The sequence below is a fragment of the Plantactinospora sp. CNZ320 genome (assembly GCF_002846275.1).
Genome location: NZ_PJMP01000001.1, coordinates 1,212,433 through 1,237,314, shown reverse-complemented (window position 1 = coordinate 1,237,314; position 24,882 = coordinate 1,212,433). Strand labels below are relative to the sequence as shown.

Annotated in this window: 21 protein-coding genes; 8 read left to right on the top strand and 13 right to left on the bottom strand. The window is 71.8% G+C overall.

Features of this window, described 5'->3' with window-relative positions; all coding sequences use genetic code 11:
• The first annotated feature begins 155 nt into the window (after positions 1-155).
• The 3 genes from CLT71_RS05330 (at position 156) to CLT71_RS05320 (ending at position 2,106) form a co-directional block, all read left to right on the top strand.
• Complete coding sequence (locus CLT71_RS05330; RefSeq protein ID WP_101366118.1) at positions 156-554, top strand: TraR/DksA C4-type zinc finger protein; 399 nt, start codon at positions 156-158, stop codon at positions 552-554.
• 70 nt (positions 555-624) lie between these two features.
• Positions 625-1,494 (top strand): DUF72 domain-containing protein, encoded by an 870-nt coding sequence (locus tag CLT71_RS05325; RefSeq protein WP_101366117.1) that lies wholly within the window; start codon positions 625-627, stop codon positions 1,492-1,494.
• Between the two features lie 219 nt (positions 1,495-1,713).
• Positions 1,714-2,106, top strand: a complete 393-nt coding sequence (locus tag CLT71_RS05320; protein WP_101371164.1) for a DUF2267 domain-containing protein — start codon at positions 1,714-1,716, stop codon at positions 2,104-2,106.
• A 22-nt stretch (positions 2,107-2,128) separates the two neighbouring features.
• Here the strand turns inward: CLT71_RS05320 and CLT71_RS05315 are convergent, their stop codons facing one another.
• Together CLT71_RS05315 and CLT71_RS05310 are read right to left on the bottom strand one after the other, a co-directional pair.
• The gene (locus CLT71_RS05315) at positions 2,129-2,893 is read right to left on the bottom strand and encodes a DUF72 domain-containing protein (protein WP_101366116.1); all 765 of its coding nucleotides are present in this window, start codon (positions 2,891-2,893) and stop codon (positions 2,129-2,131) included.
• Between the two features lie 112 nt (positions 2,894-3,005).
• Positions 3,006-5,552: a glycoside hydrolase family 3 protein gene (locus CLT71_RS05310; RefSeq protein WP_486483067.1), complete on the bottom strand. Its 2,547-nt coding sequence runs from the start codon at positions 5,550-5,552 to the stop codon at positions 3,006-3,008.
• A gap of 693 nt (positions 5,553-6,245) precedes the next feature.
• Between CLT71_RS05310 and CLT71_RS05305 the strand changes: the two genes are divergently transcribed.
• Positions 6,246-7,742 carry a PQQ-dependent sugar dehydrogenase gene (locus CLT71_RS05305; protein WP_101366114.1) on the top strand — a complete coding sequence of 499 codons (1,497 nt, stop codon included), beginning with the start codon at positions 6,246-6,248 and terminating at the stop codon, positions 7,740-7,742.
• Between the two features lie 57 nt (positions 7,743-7,799).
• Here CLT71_RS05305 and CLT71_RS05300 read toward each other — a convergent pair whose 3' ends face one another.
• The 4 genes from CLT71_RS05300 to CLT71_RS05285 form a co-directional block, all read right to left on the bottom strand.
• Positions 7,800-9,122, bottom strand: a complete 1,323-nt coding sequence (locus CLT71_RS05300; protein WP_101366113.1) for an MFS transporter — start codon at positions 9,120-9,122, stop codon at positions 7,800-7,802.
• Positions 9,119-9,901: a Clp protease N-terminal domain-containing protein gene (locus CLT71_RS05295; protein WP_101366112.1), complete on the bottom strand. Its 783-nt coding sequence runs from the start codon at positions 9,899-9,901 to the stop codon at positions 9,119-9,121. Before CLT71_RS05295 ends, CLT71_RS05300 begins: the two co-directional genes overlap by 4 nt.
• Before the next feature lie 69 nt (positions 9,902-9,970).
• The gene (gene rnhA / locus CLT71_RS05290) at positions 9,971-10,447 is read right to left on the bottom strand and encodes a ribonuclease HI (RefSeq protein WP_101366111.1); all 477 of its coding nucleotides are present in this window, start codon (positions 10,445-10,447) and stop codon (positions 9,971-9,973) included.
• 22 nt (positions 10,448-10,469) lie between these two features.
• Positions 10,470-11,408 carry a ribose-phosphate diphosphokinase gene (locus CLT71_RS05285; RefSeq protein ID WP_101366110.1) on the bottom strand — a complete coding sequence of 313 codons (939 nt, stop codon included), beginning with the start codon at positions 11,406-11,408 and terminating at the stop codon, positions 10,470-10,472.
• A gap of 198 nt (positions 11,409-11,606) precedes the next feature.
• Here CLT71_RS05285 and CLT71_RS05280 point away from each other — a divergent pair, with 198 nt between their 5' ends.
• The gene (locus CLT71_RS05280) at positions 11,607-13,301 is read left to right on the top strand and encodes a cholesterol oxidase substrate-binding domain-containing protein (RefSeq protein ID WP_101366109.1); all 1,695 of its coding nucleotides are present in this window, start codon (positions 11,607-11,609) and stop codon (positions 13,299-13,301) included.
• Between the two features lie 47 nt (positions 13,302-13,348).
• On the opposite strand, the gene CLT71_RS05275 is transcribed toward CLT71_RS05280, so the two are convergent.
• From CLT71_RS05275 to CLT71_RS05230, 7 genes are all read right to left on the bottom strand, one after another.
• On the bottom strand, positions 13,349-14,188 hold the full coding sequence (locus CLT71_RS05275) for an inositol monophosphatase family protein (RefSeq protein ID WP_101366108.1): 840 nt from the start codon (positions 14,186-14,188) through the stop codon (positions 13,349-13,351).
• Between the two features lie 26 nt (positions 14,189-14,214).
• The gene (locus CLT71_RS05270; RefSeq protein WP_101366107.1) at positions 14,215-15,684 is read right to left on the bottom strand and encodes an NADH-quinone oxidoreductase subunit NuoF family protein; all 1,470 of its coding nucleotides are present in this window, start codon (positions 15,682-15,684) and stop codon (positions 14,215-14,217) included.
• Positions 15,681-17,465 (bottom strand): hypothetical protein, encoded by a 1,785-nt coding sequence (locus CLT71_RS36910; RefSeq protein ID WP_158242177.1) that lies wholly within the window; start codon positions 17,463-17,465, stop codon positions 15,681-15,683. Before CLT71_RS36910 ends, CLT71_RS05270 begins: the two co-directional genes overlap by 4 nt.
• 290 nt (positions 17,466-17,755) lie before the next feature.
• Complete coding sequence (locus CLT71_RS05245; RefSeq protein ID WP_101371163.1) at positions 17,756-19,378, bottom strand: OFA family MFS transporter; 1,623 nt, start codon at positions 19,376-19,378, stop codon at positions 17,756-17,758.
• A gap of 190 nt (positions 19,379-19,568) precedes the next feature.
• Positions 19,569-20,345 carry an SIR2 family NAD-dependent protein deacylase gene (locus CLT71_RS05240; protein ID WP_101366103.1) on the bottom strand — a complete coding sequence of 259 codons (777 nt, stop codon included), beginning with the start codon at positions 20,343-20,345 and terminating at the stop codon, positions 19,569-19,571.
• Positions 20,346-20,388: 43 nt separating this feature from the next.
• A complete protein-coding gene (locus CLT71_RS05235) occupies positions 20,389-20,583 on the bottom strand; it encodes a DUF397 domain-containing protein (protein WP_101366102.1) in 195 nt (64 codons plus the stop codon).
• On the bottom strand, positions 20,580-21,461 hold the full coding sequence (locus CLT71_RS05230; RefSeq protein ID WP_101371162.1) for a Scr1 family TA system antitoxin-like transcriptional regulator: 882 nt from the start codon (positions 21,459-21,461) through the stop codon (positions 20,580-20,582). Before CLT71_RS05230 ends, CLT71_RS05235 begins: the two co-directional genes overlap by 4 nt.
• A gap of 320 nt (positions 21,462-21,781) precedes the next feature.
• On the opposite strand from CLT71_RS05230, the gene CLT71_RS05225 reads away from it, so the two are divergent.
• The 3 genes from CLT71_RS05225 (at position 21,782) to CLT71_RS05215 (ending at position 24,863) form a co-directional block, all read left to right on the top strand.
• A complete protein-coding gene (locus tag CLT71_RS05225; RefSeq protein ID WP_101366101.1) occupies positions 21,782-21,979 on the top strand; it encodes a hypothetical protein in 198 nt (65 codons plus the stop codon).
• The gene (locus tag CLT71_RS05220; protein ID WP_143743369.1) at positions 21,969-22,247 is read left to right on the top strand and encodes a hypothetical protein; all 279 of its coding nucleotides are present in this window, start codon (positions 21,969-21,971) and stop codon (positions 22,245-22,247) included. Before CLT71_RS05225 ends, CLT71_RS05220 begins: the two co-directional genes overlap by 11 nt.
• Positions 22,248-22,430: 183 nt before the next feature.
• Complete coding sequence (locus CLT71_RS05215; RefSeq protein WP_486483066.1) at positions 22,431-24,863, top strand: phosphoketolase family protein; 2,433 nt, start codon at positions 22,431-22,433, stop codon at positions 24,861-24,863.
• Positions 24,864-24,882: the final 19 nt, after the last annotated feature.

The following is a 24,882-nucleotide window of genomic DNA, read 5'->3' as shown; positions in this document are numbered from 1 at the left end:
GGTACTCATCCCGGTGGATCAAGGCCGGCGGTGATCGGAAATCGGCGGTTTGCCGGCGACGGCGATGGGGTAATCGCGCTGCTCATGACGGAGCGACCCGGACAGGGACGTCCAGGACCGCAGATCCGTTCCTTCGACGGAAAGGCAGGCAGCGCATGCTCGTCAACGAGGCAATCGGTACGCGCCGCTCGGCGGCCGACAGCGACCAGATCCGCCGTGCCCTGCAGACCCGCTTCGACGAGCTGACCGTCGAGTACAACGAGACGTTGGCGCAGAGCCAGGTACTGCGGCTGGTCGAGGTGAGCGACACGGCCGGGGACGACCAGGCGGACAGCGGCACCAAGACGGCCGAGCGGGACACCGCCCAGTCGTTGCTGCGGACGATTCTCGACCGCCGGGCCCAGTTCGAGCACGCGCTGAGCCGGCTGGCCGAGGGGACGTACGGCTGGTGCGAGGGGTGTGGCGACTCGATTCCGGTGGAGCGGCTGGAGATCTTCCCTGCCGCCACCGCCTGCGTCACCTGCAAGCAGTCCCGGGAACGCCGGGCTGCCTGACCGGATCCGACAGACGACGGGGGACCGCGCCCGGCTTGCCCGTCCCGGCCGGGGCGGGTGAACTGGAGTCATGGGTGAGATCAAGGTCGGCACGGCCTCGTGGACCGACAAGACCCTGCTGGAATCGGGTTGGTACCCGGCGGGCGCGGACACCCCGCAACGACGGCTCGGCTACTACGCCGAGCGGTTTCCGCTTGTCGAGGTCGACGCCACCTACTACTCGCCGCCGGCCGAGCGGACCGCCGAGCTGTGGGTCGGGCGCACCCCGCCCGGCTTCACCTTCAACGTGAAGGCGTTCAGCCTGCTCACCGGGCACCCGACCCGGGTCTCCGCGCTCTACAAGGACCTGCGGCCGGAGACGGAGAAGAAGAACGTCTACCCGGGCGACCTGCCGGCGCAGGCGTACGAGGAGGTGTGGACCCGTTTCCTCGCTGCGCTGGAGCCGCTGGCCGAGGCGGGCAAGCTGGGCGCGCTGCTGTTCCAGTTCCCGCCCTGGTTCACCATCCGCCGGGACAACAAGCAGTACCTGTTGGAGGTGCGGCGGCGCTGCGGCCCGCTGCGGCCGGTCTTCGAGTTCCGGCACGCCTCCTGGTTCGCCGACGGCAACCGGGAGGAGACCCTGGAGTTCCTCCGCAAGCACGAGCTGGCGTACGTCTCGGTCGACATGCCGCAGGGCCACCGCTCGTCGGTGCCGCCGGTGCTGGCCGCCACCGCCGACCTGGCGGTGGTCCGGTTCCACGGGCACAGCGACAAGTGGACCAGCAAGAACATCTACGACAAGTTCGGCTACCACTACTCGGACCGGGAGCTGGCGGACTGGGCGCCGAAGCTGCGCGAACTCGCCGACGGCACCGCCGAGACGCACGTGCTGTTCAACAACTGCTACCGCGACTACGCGCAGACGAACGCCGAGAAGCTCCGCGATCTCCTCTCGGCCTAGCCATCCACTCCTCTCGGTCTGGTCGCCCCTCCTGTCGGGCCTGGCCGCCCCTCCTGTCGGGCCTGGCCGCCCCGGAGGCACCCGTCGGCCCGGAATCACCCGTTGGGGGTGAGTGCCGTTCACCCACCCCGGCGCGAGCATGGCGAGGGTGGGCAGTAGCCGAGCCGGGACGGGGGATCAGTCGTGCCGAACAATTCGTACTCGGTCTTCGAGTCGTCGATGGACAAGACCAACCTCATCCTCAAGGACATCGAGCAGGCGTACGGGTGGCCGAAGGAGCGCCGCAACCAGTCGTACGCGGCGCTGCGGACCGTACTGCACCTGCTCCGGGACCGGTTGCCGGTGCAGGAGAGCGCGCACTTCGCCGCCCAGTTGCCGGTACTGGTGCGCGGGGTCTACTTCGACGGCTGGGATCCGAGCATCGTCCCGATCAAGCTGAATCGGGAGGAGTTCCTCTACGAGGTACGTGCCGGCTTCCCGTTCGACGTCGAGGGCGGCCCGGCGACCGTGGTGAACACGGTGCTGAACGCGCTGCGCCGGCACGTCACCGACGGCGAGTGGGACGACGTCAAGTCGACGATGCCTAAGGACCTCGTCACGATCATGCCGTGACCCGACGGGTGACCGCACGTCGTCAGCCGGTGCGGTGGCCGGGGGTTCGGCTGACCGGGACGCCCCGGCGCCGGGCGATCGCGGCAAACGCATCGGCGTCGACGATCGCCGCTCCGCCGGGGTCGTTGTTGAAGTAGACGTAGACCGGTTCGTCGCCGGGAAAGGCCGAGCCGATCCGGTCCAGCCAGGAGCCGAGCGCGGCCCGGCCGTACCGGGGTCGCGGCTCGGCCCGGCCCTCGTGCAGCCGCAGGTAGCCGAATCCGGCGGTACGCCACAGCGGCGTCACCGGTCGGCCGAGCCGGTCGGCCCAGCAGAGCGCGGCACCGTACCGCTCGAGTACCTGCCGGGTCTGCCCGGTCCACCAGGACGGGTGCCTCGGTTCCACGGCGAGGCGTACGCCGGGCGGAAAGAGGGAGAGCACCTCGGCCAGCGCGGCGACGTCGGCCGGCAGGTTCGGTGGCAGTTGCAGCAGCACCGGACCGAGCCGGTCACCGAGTGCGGTGGCCCGGCCGAGGAACCGGGCGACGGGTTCCGCGGGTTCGCGCAGCCGCTTGATGTGCGTCAGGTAGCGGCTCATCTTCACCGCGACACAGAAGTCGTCGGGGGTACGGGCCCGCCAGGCGGCGAAGACGTCCCGTTCGGGTAGCCGGTAGAACGCGTTGTTCACCTCGACGGTGCCGAACCGTTCGGCGTAGTGCTCCAGCCAGCGTCGTTGGGGCAGGCCGGTCGGATAGAACCGGTCCCGCCAGTCGCGGTACTGCCACCCGGAGGTGCCGAGGAGGATCATCTCCGGTCAGTATGCCGGCCCGGCACCCGATCCACCCGTCGAGCGATGCTGCCGGCAGGCATGGGGTGGGCCCGGCGCCCCAACCGCCGACCATCGGGGCGCCGGGCGGCTGTCAGTGCAGCGTCACCTCGGCGACGAGCTGCCGGCGGTGGTCCACCTGCCGCTCGGGGCCGGTCAACCTGACCGGGACGACGTGCCGGTGGTCGTCGCTGGAGGCGGAGACCCGCAGCTCCAGATCACCGGGCTCGACCACCCGGTGACCGCGCCGACCGGCGAACGAGGAGAGGTCGGCGTGCACCCGGAACTCCACCTGCCGGGTCTGGCCCGGTGCCAGCGGCACCCGGGCGTAGCCGATCAGCCGGACCACCGGGCGGTTGACCTGGGCCACCGGGTCGTGCAGGTAGAGCTGCACAAGTTCGGTGCCGTCCCGGTCGCCGTCGTTGCGGACCGAGACCGAGACGGTGACGGCACCGTCGGTGGGAATCTCCACCGGTCGGTCCGCGTCCGGTGCGGCACCCTCCACCCGCACCTCCGGCCAACTGAACCCGGTGTACGACAGGCCGTGGCCGAACGGGAAGAGCGGGGTCGGGTCGACGCTGCTGACCTCGGTCTTCTGGCCCAGCTTCGGGTTGAGGTAGGTGTTGGGCTGGCCGCCGGGGGTGCGCGGGAAGCTCACCGGCAGCCGGCCGGAGGGGTTGACGGCGCCGCTGAGCACCCGGGCCACCGCCGGTCCACCCTCCTCACCGGGGAAGAACGCCTGCACCACCGCGGCGAGCCGGTCGATCGAGTCGCCGAGCGCGTACGGGCGGCCGGCGAGCAGCACCAGTATCACCGGGGTTCCGGTGTCCAGCAGTGCCGCCAGCAGTTCCGCCTGGGCACCGGGCAGCCGCAGGTCGTCGCTGTCGCATCCCTCGCCGGAGGTGCCCCGGCCGAAGAGTCCGGCCCGGTCACCGAGGACGGCGACGCAGACGTCGGCCTCGGCGGCCACCTGGGCGGCGGCGCTTATCGCGTCCGCGTCGATCTCGGCGGAGCCGTCCACGGTGCTGCCCGGCGCGTACTTGATCGGGGTTTCCGGCAGCTCGGCCCGGAGCGCGGCCAGCAGGGTCGGGATCTCGACCCCCTCCGGCAGCTCGGGGTGCTGGCTGCCGACGTGACTGGGGAAGGTGTAGCAGCCGAGCATCCCGGCGACGTCGTCGGCGAGCGGCCCGACCATCGCGATCCGGCTCTCCGGCCGCAGCGGAAGTGCCCCGGAGTTCGCCAGCAGCACCACCGACTCCTCGGCGATCGTCCGGGCCAGTTCCCGGTTGACCGGCGGGTCGAGGTCGACCGAGCCCTCGACGACGGCCGGGGTGTCGCCGTTGCTCCGCTGCGCGACGTCGGCCAGTGCCGGCGGCGCCGGCGACCAGTCGGGGTCGAGCAGGCCCAGCTCGCACTTCTGCCGGAGGACCCGGGTCACCGCCCTGTCGACCAGGGACTCCGGCACGGCGCCGGCCCGGACCGCGTCGATGAGCGCGTCGCCGTAGCAGTGCGCGGACGGCAGCTCGACGTCCACTCCGGCGGTCAGCGCCAGTACCGCCGCCTCGCTCAGGTCGCCCGCGACGTTGTGCAGCCGTTGCAGGAAGCTGATCCCGAAGTAGTCCGAGACGACGGTGCCGGCGAAGTCCCACTCGTCGCGGAGCAGCCGGGTGAGCAGTTCCGGGTCGGCGGCCGGCGGAATGCCGTCGATCTCGTTGTAGGCGTGCATCACCGACCGGGCGCCGCCGTCCCGCAGCGCCATCTCGAAGGGCGGGAGGAGCACGTCGGCCAGCTCGCGGGGGCCGGCGCTGACCGGCCCGTGGTTGCGGCCGGCCCGGGAGGCGGAGTATCCGACGAGGTGCTTCAGGGTGGCGACCACGCCGGTGGACTCCAGGCCCCGGACGTACGCGGTGGCGATGGTGGCGACCAGGTAGGGGTCCTCGCCGATCGACTCCTCGCAGCGACCCCAGCGCAGATCCCGGATCACGTCGAGCACCGGAGCCAGCCCCTGGTGTACGCCGAGCGCCCGCATCGCCGAGCCGATCTGCCCGGCCATCCGCTCGACGAGTTCCGGGTTGAAGGTCGCGCCCCAGGCCAGCGGAGTGGGATAGACGGTCGCCTTCCAGGTCATGATGCCGGTCAGGCACTCCTCGTGCGCGATGGCCGGGATGCCGAACCGGTTGGCGGCGACGATCTCCTCCTGCATCCGGGCCAGTGCCCGGGCGCCGAGGGCGGGATCGACGGGCGCGGTGCCGAACGCCCGGGTGACCTGGCCGAGGCCGGCGCTGATCAGGCCGCGCCAGTCGGGTGCCTCGCTGGCCATCTCGTGCTGGTGCGGCGCCAGGTCCTCGCCGGTGGAGTCGCCACCGACCCAGACGCCGTACAGCTGGGCTGCCTTCTCCTCCAGCGTGAGCCGGGCGAGCAGGTCGTCGACCCGCCGTGCCACGGGCAGCCGCGAGTCCTGCCAGCCGGGCAGGGTGTCGGAAGCGGGGCTGTCGCTGGGCGCTGCGTCGTCCGCCGGGATGGTCGCGGTGGCGGTGAGCTGTCCGTCGTGTGGATGCCCATCGTGCACCCCCGTGACCTCAAGCCGCTCGACGTCGGTGTTCGTCCGACTGCTGTCGGCGGCATTGCGGTTGCTGCTCACGAGCAGCCTCCTGTCGCTTGTTGCTGGCCTCTTTGCGGAGCCGCCGCACGTCGAAGTGAGGTTTGGACGCGGGCGCACACGTACTTCCGACATGTTTCCGGAAAGTCCGGCCCGCGTCGAGAGGGTACTTAGGCGGAAAGTAGCTCGCAAGTTTCCGGAGGGCGCAAGCCTTGACCGTTTGTTCACCACGTCGTAGCGTGCGCCGCATCACGGCGAATTATCGGGCCGGCACCGAAAGTTTGCGGATGCTTCGGCTCGGGCCCGGTGTGGAGACGTCCGGCCACCCGAGTGACGCAGGTCCGAAAGACGGTGGCGCGAAGGGATGAGGACTCGTGCGACGACCCCGGGACCAGGAAAACGGTATCTCACCGGCCCGGCCGGGGCCGACGAAAGTGATGATCATCTCCGGTTCGCCGGAGATGGGCGGCAGGTGTGCGACGCCGGGTGCGACAAACGGCCGGGCGCCGGTGGCCGGGGGCGCGGCGCCTCGGATCGAGGTGTGATCGCACCCGGTGCAGTGGCGGGCGGGGGAACCCCGCCGAGGACGCGGGCGGGCCGGCCGGGCGGGGACCGGCCCGTCCGCCCTCGGCGGAGCTGATCTAGACCACCCCCGGCGCCGGTGATACATTGACACTCATCTCTATGTCGTCGAGCGGTCACGCCCGGCGGAGGTGTGGGTCCCGGAGGTGTGGCATGCGGAGTGGTCGGCTTCTCGTCACGGGTGCGGCGCTCACCGTCGTCCTCGGCGGCGCCGGGTTCGCCGTCGCCGACACCTCGACACCGGCCGGCGGGGTGGGGGTGCTGGCCGCCGGCGACTTCGACTTCAGCCGCCCACAGACCGTCGCCACGAACCTCCAGGCGCCGTGGGGGATGGCCTTCCTGCCCGACGGCAGCGCGCTGGTCGCCGAGCGGGACACCGCCCGGGTCGTGCAGATCCGCCCGGGGCAGACGCCGCAGCAGGTCGCCACCATCTCCGGTGTCTCGCCGGGTGGCGAGGCCGGGCTGCTCGGCCTGGCCGTCTCGCCGACCTACGCCAGCGACCGCTACGTGTACGCCTACTTCACCTCGGCCAGCGACAACCGGATCGTCCGGTTCCGGCTCGACGCGCCGCAGACCCAGACGCCGATCCTCACCGGCCTGGCCCGGGCCAACTTCCACGACGGCGGACGGATCGCCTTCGGACCGGACGGCATGCTCTACGCCGGTGTCGGCGACGCGGGCCAGACCGCCAACTCGCAGAACCCGTCCAGCCGCAACGGCAAGATCCTGCGGATGCGCCCCGACGGCAGCGCCCCGCCGGACAACCCGACCGCCGGCTCGCTTGTCTACAGCCTCGGCCACCGCAACGTGCAGGGGCTCGCCTGGGACGCCCAGGGCCGGCTCTACGCCAGCGAGTTCGGGCAGAACACCTGGGACGAGGTCAACTACATCGTGCCCGGCGGCAACTACGGCTGGCCGACGGTGGAGGGGCAGGGCAACGACCCCCGGTTCCGGAACCCGATCGTCACCTGGACCACCGCCGAGGCGTCGCCGAGCGGTGCCACCATCGACGGCAACATGCTCTTCGTCGCCGCGCTGCGCGGCACCCGGCTCTGGCAGGTACCGCTCAACGGCAGTGGCGGGGTGAGCGGCAGCCCGATCGCCCGGCTCACCGGCCAGTACGGGCGGCTGCGTACCGTCGAACGCGCCCCCGACGGCTCGCTCTGGGTGTCCACCAGCAACCGGGACGGCCGCGGCTCGCCGGCTGCCACCGACGACCGGATCCTGCGCTTCCTCCCGGTCGGCGCGACCCCGACGCCCACCGCGACCACCCGGCCGCCCACCTCCTCACCGACCCCGAGCCTGCCGCCCACGGTGCCGCCGACCACCACCCCGCCGGGCAGTGCTGCCTGCACCGCGACATACCGGCAGGTCAACCAGTGGCAGGGCGGCTTCCAGGGCGAGGTGACGGTCCGCAACAACGGCACCAGCACGCTGAACGGCTGGACCGTGCGCTGGACCTTCGCCAACGGGCAGACGATCAGCCAGCTCTGGAACGGCACGCTGACCACCAGCGGATCGTCGGTCACGGTCCGCAACGTCAGCTGGAACGGCACGCTCGGCGCCAACGGCTCTGCCACGTTCGGCTTCCAGGGCTCGTGGACCGGCACCAACTCGCCGCCCGGCGACCTCACCTGCACCAGCCCCTGAGCCGACGACGCCCACCGGGCAGGGCTGGGGCGCCGTTACCGGTCCGGGGGCGGGGGCTCAACCCGGGGTGGGATCGGCGCTCGACACCGGCCCGAGTTCCGGACGGGCGGCCCTGATCGGGGTCAGCGTGGCGATGGCGGCGATGACGAGGCAGGTCAGGCCGGCGGCGAGGCAGACCGGTGCGGTGCCGTACCTGGCGACCGCCGCGGTCAGCACCGCCGCGCCGAGGGGACCGAGTGCGGAGTGCAGGGTCCAGAACGCCGACGTCACCCGGCCGAGCAGGTGCTCCGGGGTGACCTGCTGACGCAGCGACATCGAGCAGATCCCGGCGAGGCTGGTCCCGAACGTGTAGGCGGCGACCAGCAGGGCCAGCGCCGGTACGTCCCGGGTCAGTCCGGCAGCGGCGACGGCGAGCCCGCTGAGCGCGTACGCCCCGATCCAGCAGGCGCCGAAGCCGAGTGAGCGGCGGACCGGCGCGACGAGCAGGGCGGCCACGATCGTGCCTCCGGCCGCGGCGGCGAGGACCTGCCCGACGGTGCCGTCGGAGCGACCGAGGTCGTGCTTGACGTGGTAGATGAAGACGTCGGTCAGCCCGATGGTGAGGAAGGTCAGGAAGGACAGCAGCACGGTCAACGTCCGCAGCACCGGATGCCGCCAGAGGAACCGGACCCCGACCAGCAGCTCGGACCAGCCGGAACGGCCACCCCGGGCGCCAGCGGTCGGCGTGCTGCCGGTCGGCGTCTCCGGGCCGGTGTCGTCGCCGGAGTGGTCGGCCCGGTACCTCGTCGGGGTGCGGAGTCGGACGAGGCAGAGGCCGAGCGCGGAGAGCGCGAAGGTGCCGGCGTCGACGGCGAGTGCCGCGGTCGGTCCGACCGCCGAGGAGAGCAGCCCGGCCAGCACCGGCCCGATGATCCCGGCCGCCGCGTATGTCGCGTAGAGCTGGCCGTTCGCCCGGGTGATCCGGTCCGGCCCGACCAGCGCCGGCACGGCGGCGACGTAGCCGACCTGGAAGACCATCCCGGCGGCGGCGCAGGCCGGTGCCACCAGGTAGACCAGCCAGAGCTGTGGCCCGAAGAGCCAGACCACCGGGATGCTGGCATAGCCGACGGCCCGGAACAGGTCGCAGCCGACCAGCAGTAGCCGCCGGTCGACCCGGTCGACCAGGTAGCCGGCGAAGATGCCGGCGACCACCGATGCCGCCCCGACCAGCCCGGTCAGCAGCCCCATCCGGGCCACCGAGCCGGTCGCGTGCAACACCAGCAGCGGTACGGCGAGCAGCGAGAACGAGTCACCCAGCGCGGAGAGCGCCTGACCGGCCCAGAACAGCGGGAAGTCGCGGTTGCGCCACAGGGTTCCGCCGCCCGGTCTCGCCGTGTTCACCTGCCGGAACTGGCCGACCGGGACAGTCCTCGGAGGGTGTCGACGATCCACTCCTCGGCGCGGTCCCGGGTGATGCCGAGGTCGGCGAGGATCCGGGCACCCGGTTCGGTGTCGCTTTCGAGCAGGCCGAGCAGGATGTGTTCGGTGCCGACGTAGTTGTGGCCGAGCCGCAGCGCCTCGGCGAAGACGCGGTCCCGGACCCGCTTGGCGTCGGCGGAGAACGGCAGGTGCTCCGCCGACGGCCCGGTCGGCCCGGTCGGCCCGGTCGGCTCAGTCGGCCCGGTCGGCTCGGAGTGCTCGGGTGCGCTGGCCCGGACGGCGGCCCGGACCGCCTCGGCCGAGACGCCCAGCGCGGTGATCGCCCGGCCGGCCAGACCGTCCGGCTCGTGCAGGATGCCGAGCAGCAGGTGTTCGGTGCCGACCTCGGGGCTGCCCGCGCTGCGGGCCTCCGCCTGGGCCTCCGTCAGGACGTGTCGGGCCCGGTCGGTGAACCGGGCGAGGACGCTGGCCGGGACCGGCTCGTCCGGCTCGGACCTGCGGGTCACGAAGCGCTTCTGCACGGCCTGCTTGGTCACGCCCATGCTCTGGCCGATCTCGGTCCACGAGGCACCTGCCCGGCGGGCCTGGTCGACGAAGTGTCCGATCAGGTGGTCGGCGAGGTCGTCGAGGTACTCGCCGACAAGTACCGCGTCGGTGAGCCGCTCCAGGGGGTCTCCGCCGGGGTGCTGGCGGCGGACGTACTCGATCAGGTCGTCGAGGCGTACCGGTAGTCGCTCCATGCGTCAACCGTAGGTTGACGATGGCGGACCGTCAACCCGAGGTTGACCGGTTCCCGGCGGTGTCCCGGGTCAGGCCGGTACGGCCGACTGCCGCCCCCGGCCGGCGGTCGCCTCCCGCATCCCGCGAACGGCGAGCTGGTCCGCCCGCTCGTTCTCCGGATGCCCGGCGTGCCCCTTCACCCAGTGCCACCGCACCCGGTGGCGGGCGGCGGCAGCCTCCAGCCGCTGCCACAGGTCGGCGTTCTTGACGGGCTGCTTCGCGGCGGTCTGCCAACCGTTGCGCTTCCAGTTCGGCAGCCACTTGGTGATGCCGTCCCGGACGTAGGTGCTGTCGACGTAGATCTGCACCGTCACCGGGCGGGTCAGGCTCTCCAGCGCCCGGATCGCCGCCATCAGCTCCATCCGGTTGTTCGTGGTCTCCGCCGCCTCACCGCCGTGGAGTTCCTTCTCCACCGTGCCGTACCGCAGCACGGCGCCCCAACCGCCCGGACCGGGATTGCCACTGCACGCACCATCGGTGAAGATCTGCACGACCTGCTCTGTCACCGGGGCAACATACCTTGCCCGGTCAGCCGAAGAGGGCGCTGACCGACTCGCCGTTGTGGATCCGGCGCATCGCCTCGGCAAGCGCCGGGGCGACCGAGAGCACCGTCAGCTTGTCGGTGTGGTCCGCAGCCGGGATCGGCACCGTGTTGGTGCAGACGATCTCGGCGATCTCCGGCTCGGCGGAGAGCCGGCGCAGCGCCGCCGAGGCGAAGAGCCCGTGCGTGCAGGCCACCCGTACGCTGCGTACCTTCTGCTCGCGCAACCGGTCGAGCAGCTCGAACACCGTACTGCCCTTGGCGATCTCGTCATCGAGCACGATGACGTCCCGGTCGACCACGTCGCCGATCACCGTGGAGATCACCACCTTGTCGTCGGAGAACCGCTGCTTGGCCCCGGCCGCCACCGGCACCTTCAGCATCCGGGCGAACGCCGCCGCCTGCTTGGCGTTGCCCAGGTCCGGCGAGACCACCACCGTGTCGGTCAGGTCGTAGCCCCGGAAGTGCGTCGCCAGCTCGCGCAGCGCGTGCAGGTGGTCGACCGGGATGCTGAAGAAACCGTGCACCTGCGGCGAGTGCAGGGTGATCGCCAGGATCCGGCTGGCACCGGCCGTGGTGAGCAGGTCGGCGACCAACCGCCCGCCGATCGAGATCCGTGGCGCGTCCTTCTTGTCGCTGCGGGCGTACGCGTAGTGCGGCATCACCACGGTGATCCGGCCGGCCGAGGCGCCCCGCGCCGCGTCCAGCATCAGCAGCAGCTCCACCAGGTGCTCCTGCACCGGCGGCACCAGCGGCTGGATCAGGAAGACGTCCCGCTCCCGGCAGTTCGCCTGCAACTGCACCTCGAGGCAGTCGTTGGCGAACCGGGAGATCCGGGTCGGGAGCAGGGGGACGCCGAGGTGGTGGCAGATCTCGGTGGCCAGTTCGGGGTGGGCACTGCCGCTGAAGACCGCGATGTCGCGCACGCGGCAGAGTCTAGTGAACGACCGTGTGCCGGCGTTGTCGGTTTACTCAGCGGTGCGGATTTCCACTCGATCGAGTTCCGTCGAAGTGTCTCGCGGGTAAGGCGCGATCATTTCGCGCCGGCAACGAGCGCGATCCTTCGCGCCGGCAACGAGCACCTCGCGGCCGGCGTCGACCACGTCCGAGCAGAGGGGAACGAGATGGCTCTCACCCGACGCGGCTTCCTCGAGGCGTCCGCCGTGACGGCATTCGGTGCACTGTGGACTCCGGGGGAGCGGCAGGCACCGCCGGACTTTCCGGCCGACGTACCCGTGCAGCGGGAGGCGTACCGCAACTGGGCCGGAGAGATCCAGGCCGACGGCGTCTGGAGCTGCGCACCCAGGACGGCGGCCGAGGTGGTGGCGGTGACCAACTGGGCGTACCGGCATGGCTACCTCGTCCGGGCCCGTGGTTACCGGCACACCTGGGCACCGCTGACCCTGCCGGCCGACGGTACCGCCGACCGGACCATCCTGGTGGACACCATCCGGCACCTGACCTCGATGACCGTGCTCTCCACCGCACCCGCCGCGGCGGTACGCGTGCAGGCCGGCGCCTCGATGGACGACCTCCTCGGCTTCCTCGAAGACCACGGGCTCGGCGTCACCAACACCCCCGCCCCCGGCGACCTGAGCGTCGGCGGGGTACTCGCGATCAACGGCCACGGCACCAGCGTGCCGGCCGACGGCGAGACGCTGGCACCCGGGCACACCTACGGATCGCTGAGCAACCTCATCCTCTCGCTCACCGCCGTGGTCTGGGACGCGGCGACCGGCAGCTACGTGCTGCGCACCTTCGACCGGGCCGATCCGGAGTGCGCGGCACTGCTCACGCACGTCGGTCGGGCCTTCGTCACCGAGGTGACGGTGCGGGTCGGCGCCAACCAGAACCTGCGGTGCGTCAGCCGGGTCGACATTCCCGCCTCGGAGCTGTTCGCCGCACCGGGCAGCGGCGGCCGTACCCTGGCCAGCCACGTCGCGGCGGCCGGCCGGGTCGAGGCGATCTGGTTCGCCTTCACCGACAACCCATGGCTGAAGGTCTGGAGCGTCAGCCCGAGCCGACCGCTGACCTCCCGTCCGGTGGCCACGCCGTACAACTACGTCTTCTCCGACAACGTGCCCGAGCCGGTCTCCGAACTGGCCGAGCAACTGCTGAACGGGGCGTGGGCGCTGACCCCGACCTTCGGGCAGGTGCAGTACACCACCGCCGCCGCCGGGCTGACCGGGACGCTCGCCACCGACCTGTGGGGACCGTCGAAGAACCTGCTGCTCTACGTCAAGCCGACCACCCTGCGCGAGACCGCCAACGGGTACGCGGTGCACACCACCCGGGGCTCGGTCCAGCGGGTGGTGCACGAGTTCGCCCGGTTCTACCAGCGACAGCTGGCCGCGTACCAGGCCCGGGGCGAGTTCCCGGTCACCGGGCAGGTGGAGATCCGGGTCGCCGGAGTGGACCGGGCAGCCGACGTGGGCGTACCCGGGGCGCAGTTGCCGGCCCTGTCGGCGGCCCGGCCCCGGGCCGACCACCCGGAGTGGGACACCGTGGTCTGGTTCGACGTGCTCACCTTCCCGACCGCGCCCCGGGCGCACGCCTTCTACCGGGAGATGGAGACCTTCTTCTTCACCAACTACACCGGCTCGTACGCGGGCTGCCGGGTCGAGTGGTCCAAGGGCTGGGGCTACACCGACGCCGCCGCCTGGGCCGACCCGACGATGCTGACCCGGACCGTGCCGGACTCCTACCGGCACGCGCCCGACCCGACCTGGGACGCGGCGGTGGCGCAGCTGAACTCCCTCGACCCGCACCGGGTGTTCAGCAACGCCTTCCTGGACGTGCTGCTGCCGGGCACGGCGTGACCCGGTCACCGGCTCGGCGAGGGCGGCCCATCGTCCGGGACCGCCGGTCAGGCTGAGCCGGTGGCCGGTCCGGTGGTCGATCCGGTGTGCCCGCCGCCGCCGAGCCGCCGCAGCGCGGCGTCGTGCAGCGCCGGGGTCCGGGCGAAAAGCGCCGGTCCGGGCGCCGGTCGGGACCGGCCGTCGAATCCGGTGTACCGGCCACCGGCCTCGGTCACGATCAGCGAGGTGGCGGCGAAGTCCCAGAGCTGCCCCCGGGTCTGCACCGCGAGGTCGAGTTCGCCGCCCGCCACCAGCAGCGCCGGGTGGGTACGCCACGGGGTCGGGGTGGTGACCGCCAGCAGTGGGGCGATCATCTCGCGTTCGGCCGGGTAGACGTGCTCGTCCGGCGGTACCACCCCGAGCCGGCCGCCGGGCAGCGGATCGGCCGGCCCGGGTCCGCTGGTGCGCAGTGGGCGTACCCCGGTCACCTCGGTCCCGGCGATCTCGGCCCGGTGGGCGCCGGAGCCGCGCCGGGCCCACCAGATCGTCCGCTGTGCCGGCAGGGCGGCCACCCCGACGACGATCTCGCCCGCCTCCTCCAGGGCGACGAGCACCTGCCAGCGGTCGTCACCGGCGACGAACTGCGCCGTACCGTCGATCGGGTCGACGATCCAGCGCCGGGCCGCCTGCCCGGTCTGTCCGACCTCCTCGCCCAGGATCGCGTCGTCGGGCCGCGCCCCGGCCAGTACCTCCCGGATGGTCGCCTCGACGGCCCGGTCGGCCTCGGTCACCACGCTGCCGTCCGACTTGCGTTCCCGGTCGAGCCGGCCGAGGTCGGCGAAGTAGCGCAGGGCGACGGCGGCGCCGGCCAGCGCGGCCCGGCGGGCAAGGAGAAGATCGTCTTCCACCCACCCATCCTCGCGGCCGGCCGGGATCAGCGCTCGACAGGGGTCATCCGCAGGGCCAGGGCCGGGCACATCCGCACCGCCTTGCGGGCGCCGCCCTCCAGCCAGGTCGGCACCGGGGTGGACGGGAACGACGGGAAGCCGTTGGAGTCCAGCCGGATGAACTCCGGCACCACGCTGGCGCAGAGCCCGTGCCCGTCACAGCGCGACCAGTCCACCACCAGCTTCGAGGTCGGGGCGTCGGCCGCGTTCGGCAGCCCGAGGATGCCCTTGACCTTCCTGCCGCAGGTGCCCCGGGCGGCGTGCGCCTCCAGGTCCTCGGTGAAGATCTCCAGCGCCGAGGTGGCGAACCGGGCCGTACCGTCGGGGTGGCTGCACGCGCCGCGACCCTTCACCGCACCGGCCGCCGCCCGGACCACCTCGGCGGCGGCGCTGCCACCGACGATCAGGTCCAGCGACCGGGCCAGGTCCGGCAGCCCGAGCCGGCACGGCCCGCACTGCCCGGCCGACTCGCCGGCCAGGTAGGTGACGACCTGGGCGGCCTCGCCGAGCGGGCACACCTCGGCGCTCAGCGGCATGATGATGCCGGCACCGAGCGCACCACCCACCTTGGCGAAGCCGGCCCGGGACACCTCGGCGGTGGCGGCGCCCTCGGCGCTGATCCACTTGCCGTGGTAGCCGCCGGTCAGCACGCCCGGCCCCTCCGGCGTCTCGCAGAGTTCCAGCACGTCCCGCAGCGGGATGCCGGTCGGGCACTCCACCACCGCCGGTCGCCCGGCGGCTCCGGTCACCGTGAGCAGCACGGTGCCGGGTTCGTCGGGGGTGCCGACGGTGCCGTACTCGTACGGGCCGAGTCGGGCGGCGAGGGCGAGTTGGGCGTACGTCTCGGCGTTGGAGAGCAGCGTCGGCAGCCCGCCCACTCCGGTGTCGCTGGCCCGTACCTTGCGCCCCGGCGGGATGTGCGCCTCGCCGTTGATCCCGCGCACCAGGGCACCACCCTCGCCGGAGATGAACCGGTGCGGCACGGTGACGATGCCGGTGCGTACCGGCATCCGCCGCTCGGCCAGCGCGGCGGTCAGCGACGCCTCGCCGATGCCGTCGTCGGCGACACCGATGACGATCTCGTCGGCGTCCAGGGCGTAGGCGGCGATCGCGGCCCCGTCGAGGATCAGGTGCGGCGCCCGGGTGAGCAGGGCCTTGTCCTTCCAGGCGCCCGGCTCGCCCTCGGTGGCGTTCACCACCACCACGGTCGGCAGGTCCTGGCGGTCCGCCGACTCCAGCACCGCCCGGAACTTGCGGGCGAACGGGAAGCCGGCGCCGCCCTTGCCCTTCAGTTCGATCCCCTCGACGAGTCGGAGCAGGCCCTTGGGGGAGAGCGGGTTGACGGCACCGTGCACCATCTCGTGCGCGGTCAGGTCGAGCCGGCCGAACTCGTCGAAGCCGGCGGTGAGCCGGGGTTCACCGAAGCAGGCGACCGGGGGTACGGCGGTCAGGCTCACCGCGCTTCACCTTTCAGGCTGGTCCAGTACGCGCCCTCCTCGGCCGCCTCGTCCGGCTCGTCGCGGCGCCGGGAGGACCGGCCGGACGGCTCGTCGGAGCGGCGGGAGCGGCGGGTGGCGAGGTCGATCAGGGCAGGCTTTGCGTCGTCGTCATCGTCGTCGTCGGCCCGGGCGACGAGATTCGGCTCGTACCGGGCGGCCCGCCCCCACTCGGCGGTGCTCTCCTCGGCGTCGTCGCCGCCACGTACCCGGCTGTGCCGTCCGGAGCGGTCTTCCGGGTCCTCCTCGACGGCCCGCCGTCGCCGGCCCGCCCGGGTGGCACCGCTCGGCGTCGGCTCGTCCTCCGGCTCCCGCCAGGACCGCCGTCCCGACCCGTCGGTGTCCCGGCGGGACCGCCGGCTCTCGCCGGGCTCGTCACCGGCCGACGTGTCGTCCCAGGCGCGCGGCGGGCGGTACGTTGCGTCGTCCCCGCCGCCCCGGGGGCGATCCCAGGCGTCGCCCGGCTCGTCGCCGGCCGCCCAGCGTCGGGGGCTGTCCCAGGGCACCTCGGCGTCGCTGATGGCGCCGTCCTCACTCAGGCCGCCCGACATGCTGCCCGGCGGCGGCACCTCGGGTACGGCGAACCGGTCGGAGCGGCTCCGGGGTGCGTACGTGCTGTCGAGCTCTCCGGCCCGGGCCCAGGCGTCGATCGCCGCCTCCGAGCCGCCACGCAGGTCGGAGAGGCTCTCCCGGCGACGCCGTCCGCCGCCCTGGGTGTCGTCCAGCCTCCCACCGCCCCGGGTGTCGTCCGGCCGGCCGCCGTAGGTGTCCCGCTCGTCGCGGCCGGCCCGGCCGACCGGTTGACCGCGCCGCCCGCTTCCCACTTCCGAGTCGTCCCAGCGGCTGCTCCGGCCGCTGCCGCGCCGGCCGCCGAGGGTGTCGTCCTCCCACCGGCTGCGTCGGCTCCGGCTGCCCTCCCGACCGGGGGAGTTGGCCCGGCTGGCCCGGATCTCGTCGGCGGTCCGCCGCTTGGCCGGCGCCATCGAACTGGTCCGGCCCACCGGACCCGCCTTGCCCGGCCTGCCGGCCCGGCCGGGCTTGCCGGGGCGGCCGACCGGGGAGAGCGCACCTGGGCTCTGGCCCAGCTCCGCGCGCTTGCGGCCCAGCGACACCGAGAGCCGGACCCCCAGCAGCGCCAGCACGAGAGCCACGCAGAGCAGGTAGCTGAGGGTGACCCAGGTTGGCGCGGGCCGGCCGGCCTGGAGGCCGTGCACCAGCGCGATCGGCCAGGCGGCGTACGAGATGCTGTGCAGGGTCCGCCACAGCCAGGGCTTGCCCACCCCGGCGAACCGGGCCCGGACCAGACCGGTCCAGAGCACCGCCACCATCATCGCCCCGGCGATGGTGCCCATCCCGACGTAGACGTCGGCGCCGTTGATGAACGGCAGGAGCGCCTTGTCGGGGCTGATGTGGCCGGCCGCGATCTTGGTGAGTACGTGTAGCACCAGGGCGAAGACCGCGATGATGCCGAGCGACCGGTGTGCCGACTGGAGCAGCACCCGGTGCCGGATCAGCAGGACGATCCGGTCGGTCGCCACCAGGCCGACCATCACGGTGATGCTCAGCGCCACCAGGGTGGCCGGCCCGGCGAAGAACGCCATGTAGACGAACATGTAGGCGTTGATCAGCCCACCGATCGGGCTCAGCATCGCCGCCGCCCAGAGCGCCGCCAGCGTCGAGATGACGAGTAGGGCGACTGCGCCCTGCGGCTTCGGTGTGCTTCCCCGGCTGGTGAAGCTCATGGGGACGCTGGCACGCTGAATCTGTCTCGTCCGGGCCATCTGCTCCTCGATCTTCCGCCTCGGCGCCCACCACCGCGCCCCGCCTGCCCGCCCGCCGCGTGACGGGCACGGCCGCCCATTGTGCCCCGCCCCGATCACGCCACTTTGGGCGGAGTCGTACCGCCGCGCGTCGCTCGACGGCGGTCCGACCCCCATCAGGTACGGGAAAACGGGCCGGGGGGATGAGTCCCGTGCCGATTATGTTTCACGATGGGTGGGGTTGGCGCCCCCTGGGGGTGGGCAATCCGGGGTCAACCGGTGAAGAGATTCGCCGCGGTCATGACTGTCTGTACGACCCCGTACCCGAGGAGTACAGCGACCAGCAGCCAGGAGATCCAGAGCCGGCCGGACTGGTTGTCGGGAGCCCTGTTCGTCGGCCGCTGCTTCTCTGCGTATCGATCGAGTCGACCGACCGTGGCGTTGACCGTGGCGGCGTCGGGGGTGGTGGGGTCGAGGACGGTGGCGTCGGGGCGCTCACCGTCCGCCGGCTCCGGAACCGGTTCGTGCGTCTTCGGGGCCGGCTCGTGGAAGCGGTCCGGCACGTGCCGGACCAGCAGGTTCGCCACGAAACCGACGGCGAGTACGCCGACCATGGTGAACAGTGCGGGCCGGTAGGCGGAGGCGGTGAGCGTACCGGGTCTGCCCTGCGCGTCGAGAAACCCGTTGATGATCAGGGGACCGGCGACACCCGCCGCCGACCAGGCGGTCAGCAGCCGGCCGTGGATGGCGCCTACCTGGTAGGTGCCGAAGAGATCCCGCAGGTAGGCCGGCGCGGTGGCGAAGCCGCCGCCGTAGAAGGAGAGGATGACGCAGGCCAGCAGCACGAAGAGTACGGTCGCGGTGGAGCCGAAGAGGGCGAGCAGGGCGTAGAGCACCATGCCGCCGCCGAGGTAGAGCAGGTAGATCGGCTTGCGCCCGATCAGGTCCGATGTGGACGACCAGACGAACCGGCCGGCCATGTTGAACAGGGACAGCACTCCGACGAAGCCGCCGGCCGCCGCGATGGTGACGCTGGAGATGCCGCCGTCCCGGAAGAAGTCCTGGATCATCGGGCTGGCCTGTTCCAGGATGCCGATCCCGGCGGTGACGTTGCAGAACAGCACGATCCAGAGCAGCCAGAAGGAGCGGGTGCGGATCGCGTTCGACGCCGAGACGTTCGCCGTGGTCACCAGCGGCTTCGCGGCGACGCTGGCGGGGTCGAACCCGGCGGGGCGCCAGCCGGGTGCCGGCACCCGGATGTTGAAGACGCCGAACATCATGATCGCGAAGTAGCCGATGCCGAGGGTGAGGAAGAGCCCGACCAGGGCGCCGCCGGAGGCGACCGCGGCGGAGTCGCCCGGGTCGTAGCTGCGGTCGTAGAGCGAGAGCAGTTGCCGGCTCAGCGGGCTGGCCAGCAGCGCGCCGCCGCCGAAGCCCATGATCGCCAGTCCGGTGGCCAGCCCGGGACGGTCCGGAAACCACTTGATCAGCGTCGAGACCGGCGAGATGTAACCGATGCCGAGGCCGATGCCGCCGAGGAAGCCGTAGCCGAGGTAGACCAGCCAGAGTTGCCCGGTCGCGATGCCGAGCGCGCCGACCAGGAAGCCGGCGCCCCAGCAGCAGGCCGAGACGAACATCGCCTTGCGGGGGCCGTTCGACTCCACCCAGGTGCCGCCGAGCGCGGCCGAGAGGCCGAGCATCACGATGGCGATGCTGAAGATGATCCCGATCTCGGTCTGGCTCGCGTCGAAGTGAGCGATGAGCGAGTTCTTGTAAACAGACGTCGCGTACGCCTGACCGATGCACAGGTGCACGGCAAGTGCGGCGGGTGGGATCAGCCAGCGGCTGTAACCCGGTGGTGCGACGGTGTGTCGGCGGTCGAGTGCGGACAGCAGTGGCACGGCGTACCTCGCTTGGCGGCGGGCGAGGCGTGGCGCGGCGTCAACGGATCGGCGTCCCGCGTCGACGCCAGCGCAGTGGCTTCGGTCTTCACCCGTAACCTATGCCTGATAAGCGCCCTTTGCCTGCTGGTTCTTGATGATCAGGGAGCGTTCGGCTCGTCGGGGCAGGCCGAACGCTGCCTGATCATGAAGCAGTCGTCGCGGTGGCTGTGGTGAGTGCGGTGGTGATGCGGGGGATGGCGGTGCCGATCGGCTCCCGGATCACCTCGGCGGCCAGGGCGTCGTAGGGGGTCGGGTCCCGATTGACGATCACCAGGCGGGCGCCGGCCTGCACCGCCAGCCGGCAGAGCGAGGCGGCCGGCTCGACAAGCAGTGAACTGCCGACCGCCAGCATCAACTGGCTCACCGCCGCGATCCGCCTGGCGTGGTCGAGGACGTCCGGGTCGAGGTGCTGGCCGAAGAGCACGACTGCGAGCTTGAGGATGCCGCCGCAGGCCGCGCAGGCCGGGTCCGCCTCGCCGGCCGCGACCCGGTCCAGCGTCTCCCGGGCGTCGGAGCGGGCCCGGCAGCCCGTGCAGAGGACGGTATGCATGCTGCCGTGCAACTCCAGCACCTTGCGGGCGGCGATCCCGGCCAGCTGGTGCAGGCCGTCGACGTTCTGGGTCAGGATCCGCACCGCCAGCCCGGCCCGGTCCAGGTCGGCCAGCGCGCGGTGTGCGACGTTCGGCTCGGCCCGCCAGGCGGCGTGCTCCAGGTAGCTGCGCCAGAACCGGGCCCGCACCTGCGGGTCGGCCATGAACCGGTCGAGGGTGAAGGCGTCCGCGAGCCTGGGGTCGCGGGTCCAGACACCCTCCGGCCCGCGATAATCGGGTACGCCTGAATCGGTCGAGATGCCGGCCCCGGTCAGCACCGCCACCCGCCGTACGCCACGGCACCACTCGGGGATCTCCACCTCGCCCATGACCGGCGATGCTAGGCGGCGGTGCCGGTCGACGGCGACGTGATTATCCGGCCGGTCGACGTGCCCCGGTGACGAACGCGCGCCACGCCGACGGTGTGAAGACCAGCGTCGCACCGTCCCGGTCCTTGCTGTCCCGGACAGCCACCACACCGGCAAGGTTGTCGGCGACCTCCACGCAATTGCCTTCGGCGCTACTGCGGCTGCTCGTGCGCCAACGCGCGGCCGGAAGATCGCTCATGACTCATACTCCTTGGCAACCGAGGCAATCAGGTCCTGCGATTGTCTCTCGTCCAACGCCAGCTCCTCCAGGCTGGCCCAGATGTCCTCATATCTCACCACCTCCGAGGGCCTGTCCAGGTAGAGCGCACCCGTGGCGCCCTCGCTGTACACAGTGGACGGTTCGGGATGCGTCCCGCCAGCGGTGAAGTCGAGGATGGCGAACGCTCCGGTCGCGGCCGCGTTGTGCAGGCCGGCACTGAAGGGCAGGACCCGGACGCTCACGTTCGGCAACTCCCGGGACGCGACGACGAGGTGACGAAGCTGCTCTGCCATCGCCTGCGCGTCAGACAGGGGCCGACGCAGGACCGCCTCGTTCACGATCACCCGAAGTCCCGGTGGGGGCGGTAGCCGGCGCCGCAACAGGAGCTGCCGTTCGAGCTTGACGGCGACGCGCTTCTCCCTGTCCTCCTCGGACATCTGAGAGCCGAAGACCCGGACAACCTCGCGGGTGTACTCCCTGGTCTGCAACAGGCCGGGGATCAGCTCGGGTTCGTACGTGCGGATGCGCTCGGCTGCGTTCTCGAGGCCGACGTACAGCTCGAAGAAGGGTGCGATGGCGCCGCCGTACGCGTGCCACCATCCCTTGGCCTTCGTTTCCCGGGCGAGTGCCATCAGTTCCTCGGTCAGTTCGCGGTTCACCCGATACAGCTCGCTCATGTTGCGGGCGTCGATCGCCCGCAGTGACGTGGCGCCATTTTCGATCCGCCACAACTTCTGCACCGACCACTCAAGTTCCCGGGCGGCCGCCTCCCGGGTGATGCCGGCGTCCTCGCGCGCCCTTCGCAGATACCGTCCAAGCTGTCGGCGGGGGACCGTCGACCCTTGCTCGCTCGTCATGATCGAGTCTCTTCCTTCCGTGTCGGGCCTGCCTGACGGCACTTCTGCAATGGTTCGATCCGCCGCTTTGGAACCTTTATCAGTGCGGCGTTCGAAAAGCAAGATAAGTGGCCGACTTTCTGCTCTGGAATATTGCATGGCGGTCAATGCTCGTCCACCATGGCCTGCAGGCGCGCGCTGTCTTCGAACCTTTCACGACACGTCGGAGGGAAAGCATGCTCAACCTGCGTAGCATCGGGGGCAGGCCGCACAGGGACCACGGAAAAATAACCGAGGGCGATCAATTGTGGTGCCCGGAGGGCCAGCACTACTGCCACCATGTGCAGCCTCCGGTCGTCGGTGATCTGCGGTTGCGGGTCACCGCCGTACCCCCGAGAATCGACGACGGCCGGGACTGGCTGCTGGTGCGTGGTTACGTCCTCGACACGGACGGTGTGGAGGCCGTCCGGGAGAGCTGGCACTACGTCCGGCCCGGCCGCTGCCGGGTGCGGCCCCGGAGTGCGGGCCGTGGGTGCTGAGCGGCGCCCGCCGACCCGCTGGCCCGTCGTCCGGGTCGGGGATGTCTACACGCTCGACCAGGCGGACTACTGCTACGGGCGCGGTGACATCCGGCTCAGGGTCACCGCGGTGCCGGCAAACGCCGACCTGCTGGCCCTGGAATGGGTGCACCTGCGGGCCCGGGAGCAGCGGCGGGACGGCACCGAAGGCCCGGAGCACTACTACCTGTGCCGGGTGCAGGCACTCCGGGAGACGTTGCCGGAGCGGCCGGGGCCGGGCCACGCGTGACGACCGCCGGTGCCGGCAACGGCACCGGACGGGTCGAAGGTCCCGGACGGGACGGACCTCGGACCGGGCACCGGGGGAGGGCCGAGGCCATACCGTGGTGGGGCGGCCGGGAGAACGCAGCGAATCTGCGGCCTGCGCCCCGGGCGGGGCCGCCGACAACGTACGCCAGCGGAAGGGTTGAGCGTGACAACGGACACGAAGGACCAGATCAGGACGGCTGACGACGCCGCGATCCTGCACACCCTCGCGACTCCGGACGATTCCGAACTCGCCCGGTTGGACGCGTGGTGGCGGGCGAACAACTACCTGACGGTGGGGCAGATCTATCTGCGCGGCAACCCGCTGCTGCGCGAGCCGCTGGCCGCCGAGCACATCAAGCCGAGGCTGCTCGGGCACTGGGGGACCAGCCCGGGCCTGTCGCTGATCTACGCGCACGTCTCGCGGCTGATCCGGCTCACCGGGCAGCAGGCGATCTATCTGGCCGGGCCGGGGCACGGCGGGCCGGCGCTGGTCGCCGCCGGTTACCTGGAGGGCACCTACAGCGAGGTCTACCCGGAGGTCGGCCAGGACGAGGCCGGGATGCTCCGGCTCTTCCGGCAGTTCTCCAGCCCCGGCGGGATCCCCAGCCACGTCTCGGTGACGACGCCGGGCTCGATCCACGAGGGCGGCGAACTCGGGTACGTGCTGGTGCACGCCTTCGGCGCGGTGATGGACAACCCCGACCTGCTCGCCATCGCCGTGGTCGGGGACGGCGAGGCGGAGACCGGCCCGCTGGAGGGCTCCTGGAAGGGCGTCTCCTTCCTCAACCCGGCCCGGGACGGTGCCGTGCTGCCGATCCTGCACCTCAACGACGCGAAGATCGCCGGCCCGACGGTGCTGGGCCGGAAGGACCCGGCCGAGGTCCGGGCACTCTTCGACGGGCACGGCTACGACGTGATCGAGGTCGACGCCGGCGACCTGCCCGGATCGCACCACCGCTTCGCGGCGGCCCTCGCCGAGGCGTGGGGCCGGATCCGGGCCATCCAGCAGGCCGCCCGCAACGGCGACTGGGACGGCAGCCGGCCACGCTGGCCACTGCTCGTCCTGCGCTCCCCGAAGGGCTGGACCGGCCCGGAGGAGGTGGACGGGGTGCGGGTCACCGGTAGCTGGCGCTCGCACCAGGTGCCGCTGTCCGGGGTACGGGACAATCCGGAGCACCTGGCGATCCTGGATCGCTGGCTGCGGTCGTACCGGCCGGAGGAACTCTTCGACGATGCCGGCGCCCCCGTCGAAACCGTGCGGGACCTGCCACCCTGGGGCGACCTGCGGATGAGCGCCTCGCCGCACGCCAACGGCGGCCTGCTCACCCGTGACCTCGACCTGCCGGACTTCCGCGACTACGCGGTCGACGTCCCGACCCCGGCGAAGCTGCGCGCGGAGTCGACCCGCCGGCTCGGCGAGTTGCTCCGGGACATCTACCGGCGCAACCCCGACACGTTCCGGCTGTTCTGCCCGGACGAGACGAACAGCAACCGGCTCGGCGCCGTCTTCGAGGTCTCCGACCGGGCCTTCATGGAACGGGTCACCGACGCCGACGTGGCGATCGGCCGCGACGGCCGGGTGATGGAGGTGCTCTCCGAGCACAACTGCCACGGCTGGCTGGAGGGCTACACGCTCACCGGCCGGCACGGGATGTTCGCCACCTACGAGGCGTTCGCGATGGTCAGCGCCTCGCAGACCGTCCAACATGGCAAGTGGCTCCAGGAGGCGAAGCACCTGCCGTGGCGGGCCAAGGTGCCGAGCCTGAACATCCTGCTCACCTCGACGGCGTGGCGCAACGACCACAACGGCTTCTCGCACCAGGGTCCCGGCCTGATCCAGGTCGTGCTCACCCAGCGCGGCGACATCGCCCGGATCTACCTGCCGCCGGATGCGAACTGCCTGCTCTCGGTCGCCGACCACTGCCTGCGCTCCCGGTCGTACATCAACCTGATCGTGATCGACAAGCAGCCGCAGTTGCAGTGGCTCTCCATGCCCGAGGCGATCGCGCACTGCGCCCAGGGGGCGGGGATCTGGGAGTGGGCCGGCACCGACGACGGGAGCGGCGACCCGGACATCGTGCTCGCCTGCGCCGGTGACGTCGTCACCATGGAGACCGTCGCCGCCGCCCAGATCCTCCGGGAGCGCCTGCCCGGGATGAAGGTCCGGGTGGTGAACGTCGTCAACCTGATGACGCTGGTCCGGCCCAAGGACCACCCGCACGGGATGAGCCCCACCCTCTTCACCGAGTTGTTCACCGACACCGTGGACGTGGTCTTCGCCTTCCACGGCTATCCCGGCGCCATCCACCAACTGGTGCACGGGCGGCCCGACGCCGACCGGTTCCGGGTACGCGGTTTCGTGGAGCAGGGTACGACCACCACGCCGTTCGACATGACGGTACGGAACCGGACCTCCCGCTACCACCTGGTGCTGGACGCGATCAACAACGCCCGGCGGCTGCCCCGGGGCGCGGCCGAGCTGGGCCGCTGGTGCGAGCAGCAACTCGCCCGGCACGAGGCGTACGTGGTCGAGCACCTGGAGGACATGCCCGAGGTACGCGACTGGTCCCTCGGCGACTGGGCGGCACAGGGCTGAGCCGCCGACGACCGGACCC